This is a genomic window from Acidithiobacillus sp. (assembly GCF_023255755.1).
Classification (GTDB): Bacteria; Pseudomonadota; Gammaproteobacteria; order Acidithiobacillales; family Acidithiobacillaceae; genus Acidithiobacillus.
The window spans coordinates 6,498-10,010 of record NZ_JAGDVS010000156.1; the positions used below are offsets into that span (position 1 = coordinate 6,498).

Genomic DNA, 3,513 nt, shown 5'->3' on the forward strand with positions numbered 1-3,513 from the left:
GCATCGCCGCCAGCCATATTCGCGTCGGCACCTTTCAGTTCTTTGCCGCACGCAACGAAAGTGCCAGGGTCAAACAGTTGGCCGACTACACTATTGCCCGCCACTACCCCGCCTTGAAAGGGACCGATAATCCCTATCTCAGCCTCTTTGCTGCGGTGTCCGCCGCACAGGCTGCGCTCATCGCACGCTGGATGCTGGTCGGTTTCATTCACGGTGTGATGAATACGGACAACATGAGCATCGCCGGCGAAACCATCGACTATGGCCCCTGCGCCTTCATGGATGCCTATGATCCGGAGACGGTTTTCAGCTCCATCGACGCGCAGGGCCGCTATGCCTATGCCCACCAGCCGTTGATCGCACAATGGAACCTCACGCGCTTCGCCGAAACGCTGATTGATCTGGTTCACCCCGACGCCAATGAGGCCGTGCGCCTGCTGACCGAACAGATCAACGAGTTTCCCAGGCTCTATACCAGCCACTGGCTGGACGGCATGCGCGCCAGGATGGGTATGGCCACGACAGAGGACGGCGATCTCGCGCTGGCGCAAGCCCTTCTGTCCGCCATGGAAGGCCAGAATGCCGACTACACACAGGTCTTCCGCAGTTTATCAGCGGCAGTGCGCGGTGATCCGGCGCAGGTCCGCGCCCACTTTGCCAACCCGGCGCCGTTTGATCTCTGGTTAGCGCAATGGCAGGCCAGGCTGGCGCGCGAAAGCACCACCGCGGAGGCGCGCGCCGAGGCTATGGATCAGGTCAATCCGCTCTACATACCCCGCAACCACAAAGTCGAGGAAGCCTTGGCCGCCGCTACGCAGGACCAGGACCTCACCCCGTTCAAAGCGCTGCTCGCCGTGCTGGAACAGCCCTTCGCGGAGCGTCCGGGGCTGGAGAGCTATACCCAGCCCGCCCCCGAGGATTTCGGGCCATTCAAAACCTTTTGCGGGACGTAGCGCTCACTGGGGCGCGGCCGCAGGTTATACCATGCACATTCAAGGACGACGCGCTCCTGAATGCCATGTTAACGGCCATGCGCAAGCACCTCGGCCACGCGCACCTGAAGCACCGGAATGAGTTCTTCCTCGAACCACGGATTGCGCTTCAGCCACAGATTATTACGCGGGCTGGGATGCGGCAGCGGTATCCGGTTGGGCCAGTTTTCGCGCCATGCATGAACCACCGCCGTCAGCGTTCCGGCCTCGGCGGGAAGGTGATAAGCCCGGGCATACTGGCCGATGACCAGGGTGAGTTGCAGATGCTGCAAATGCGGCAGTAATTCCCCATGCCAGGCACGAGCGCACTCTGGCCGCGGCGGCAAGTCTCCGGACGTTCCGGTGCCTGGGTAACAGAATCCCATGGGCACGATCGCCACCTGTCGGGCGTCGTAGAATACCTCTCGGGAGATACCCAGCCAGACACGAAGCCTATCGCCGCTGGCATCGTTGAAGGGAATACCTGTTTCGTGCACCTTCCTGCCCGGTGCTTGCGCAGCGATCAAAATACGGGCGCGCGAATCCATCTGCAGCACCGGACGCGCACCAAGCGGCAGGTGCCCGGCGCAAAGTTCGCAATGGCGAACACGAGTGAGTAGCGCGGTAAGAGGATCACCATACGTTGTGGGATCGGGCATCTAAGCTTTAATCGAGATAGGGGAAGTTCTCACAATCTTACCCCTCTCACACCACTGCGCATACGGCGGTTCAATGAACACATTCCTGTCATCCCGCGAGGGATGGCAGGCCCAAACTCCGCGATAAGCAACCGCTGACGCCCAATGTCTGACATAACTAACGGGCGCAAGCGGTTTTATCACTTGCGCCCGTCTTGATGGATGGGTTAGCCCGCTCATTCATAGTGCGTCCACATACGCAGGACACGAACGGTTTATGTGATCCGCGTTGGCGGACTTCGATGAAGACCCTCGCAGGCAGTGCCAGCGACAGCGCCGGGGTTTTCGACAGACGCCACTGTGGGTTCCGTCCATTCATGTACAAAAAACTCCTAAATCGGGCTAAAACGCTTGTTGCCCGTTTTCCGGGACGCGATCGCCGTTGCCAGCGGAAGGAACAGCGTCAGCGACAAGCCAGGTAGCGCAATGAACCCATGATGCCGATAGAAGGCTGCCGCAGCTTCATCCTTGGCATCGACCATTAAAGCGTAGGCGGCGATCTCGGAATGGGTGGCTCGATCAAGAGCATCGGCCAGCAGCGCTCCGCCGAGCCCCTGTCCCTTGAATGCCTGATCGACGGCCAAGCGGCCCATTCGTACCACTGGCACGGTCGGATATCGCGGCAACTTTTTGGCCGTCGTGGCTGGCAGGTCGGCCAAGAGTAGGCTTGCCGACGCTAAGGTGTAGTAGCCTGCAATGCGCTGCCCGTCAGCCAGCGCTATGAAACAGGCTGTCACGCGACGGCGAATGTCTTGAGTGACCACCTCTCGCAAGTAGCGGTCAAGCGGCTCCGAACCGCTGTTGAATACGGTGCGGCCATGCGCGGCATCGAGCGGTGCAACAAGAAACGGTGCACTGCTCATTCAGGGCGCAGTAGCTTGCTGCGACGAGCGAAAGCGCGTTTCAAGGCCGGTGTCTGTTGCGGCGGCGACAGCAAAGCCTGCGCAAAGCACTCCTGATCGACCAACGTCAGACGAATGATTTCGGCTTGTTCGATAGCGCGTTGCGCGGCGTCTTGAACGGCGGCCACCACGAAATCGGTCATGGTGCGCCCCTGAAGCTCGGCGGCGCGCTTGAGCATCGAATGCAGATCGGTGCTGATCCGGGCTTCGAGGCGAGCGGTGGAAAACGGTTGTGGCATGGGCTTACCCTCCTGGCCACGATTATGCGGCAAATTGCCGTACATCACAACTTTCCTTAGCGTCCGATTTTTCGTTCTGAGGCGACCGACCTCAGCACTTCGGCTATGCCGTTCTGGCTTGTCGCAGTGTGTCGCTGACGAAGCCTGTCACGCTGGCTATCACCCGCTTCGCCAAGTTCACAAGGCATTGATGAATTCGTCTGGCGATATATCGGCTTGGCGCAGAACACCCGCAAGAGTACCGATCTTGATATCACTGTGCATCGGAACGACACAGCCTTTGGAGCCACGCCGCATGATGACATGGCTACCGGATTGGCGAATTTTCGTAAACCCCAATCGTTCAAGTGCCCGAACTGCCGTGGCACCGGCGACATGGGGTAGCTTAGGCATGTGCGGGAACGCTGAACATCGTGACCAGTGGATGTCCAGGTGCAGGTAAAGGAAACTCGGATAAATAGAGTGCTGTTGCCTCGGTTAAGTTGGCAATAGCCTCCTCAACTGTTTCCCCTTGGGTCGTCGTGCCGGTTTCGGGATTGAGGGCAACATATCCGCCTTCTTCGGCAGGGGTAAGAACCGCAGTTAATTCCATGACTATGGCTCCGAGGGCAGGAAAAGCTAATTGTCGCGCATTCTGAGTGTGGGTGTCCAACGGGGCGCGAGTTGTGCGGCACCCGCGTGAGGCCGGAGGGCACGAAGTGCG

General features: G+C 59.5%; 6 protein-coding genes. 1 reads left to right on the plus strand and 5 read right to left on the minus strand.

Annotated elements, in window-relative coordinates; all coding sequences use genetic code 11:
- On the plus strand, positions 1 to 953 hold a 953-nt coding region (locus tag Q0C48_RS11055; RefSeq protein WP_291524322.1), incomplete at its 5' end, for a protein adenylyltransferase SelO family protein.
- A gap of 68 nt (positions 954 to 1,021) precedes the next feature.
- Here the strand turns inward: Q0C48_RS11055 and Q0C48_RS11060 are convergent.
- The 5 genes from Q0C48_RS11060 to Q0C48_RS11080 form a co-directional block, all read right to left on the minus strand.
- Positions 1,022 to 1,630: a uracil-DNA glycosylase family protein gene (locus Q0C48_RS11060; protein ID WP_291524324.1), complete on the minus strand. Its 609-nt coding sequence runs from the start codon at positions 1,628 to 1,630 to the stop codon at positions 1,022 to 1,024.
- A gap of 371 nt (positions 1,631 to 2,001) precedes the next feature.
- Entirely contained in the window at positions 2,002 to 2,532 is a 531-nt protein-coding gene (locus Q0C48_RS11065) for a GNAT family N-acetyltransferase (protein WP_291524325.1), read from the minus strand.
- Complete coding sequence (locus Q0C48_RS11070) at positions 2,529 to 2,810, minus strand: DUF1778 domain-containing protein (RefSeq protein ID WP_291524327.1); 282 nt, start codon at positions 2,808 to 2,810, stop codon at positions 2,529 to 2,531. The genes Q0C48_RS11065 and Q0C48_RS11070 overlap by 4 nt, the downstream gene beginning before the upstream one ends.
- A 177-nt stretch (positions 2,811 to 2,987) precedes the next feature.
- Positions 2,988 to 3,203: a type II toxin-antitoxin system HicA family toxin gene (locus Q0C48_RS11075; protein ID WP_291524329.1), complete on the minus strand. Its 216-nt coding sequence runs from the start codon at positions 3,201 to 3,203 to the stop codon at positions 2,988 to 2,990.
- A complete protein-coding gene (locus Q0C48_RS11080) occupies positions 3,196 to 3,402 on the minus strand; it encodes a hypothetical protein (protein WP_014028374.1) in 207 nt (68 codons plus the stop codon). Before Q0C48_RS11080 ends, Q0C48_RS11075 begins: the two co-directional genes overlap by 8 nt.
- Between the last annotated feature and the right edge of the window lie 111 nt (positions 3,403 to 3,513).

Coding starts and splice junctions, on each gene's coding strand:
- Q0C48_RS11065 (WP_291524325.1), bottom strand. CDS start 2,532: ATGAGCAGTGCACCGTTTCTTGTTGCACCGCTCGATGCCGCGCATGGC.
- Q0C48_RS11075 (WP_291524329.1), bottom strand. CDS start 3,203: ATGCCTAAGCTACCCCATGTCGCCGGTGCCACGGCAGTTCGGGCACTT.
- Q0C48_RS11080 (WP_014028374.1), bottom strand. CDS start 3,402: ATGGAATTAACTGCGGTTCTTACCCCTGCCGAAGAAGGCGGATATGTT.
- Q0C48_RS11060 (WP_291524324.1), bottom strand. CDS start 1,630: ATGCCCGATCCCACAACGTATGGTGATCCTCTTACCGCGCTACTCACT.
- Q0C48_RS11070 (WP_291524327.1), bottom strand. CDS start 2,810: ATGCCACAACCGTTTTCCACCGCTCGCCTCGAAGCCCGGATCAGCACC.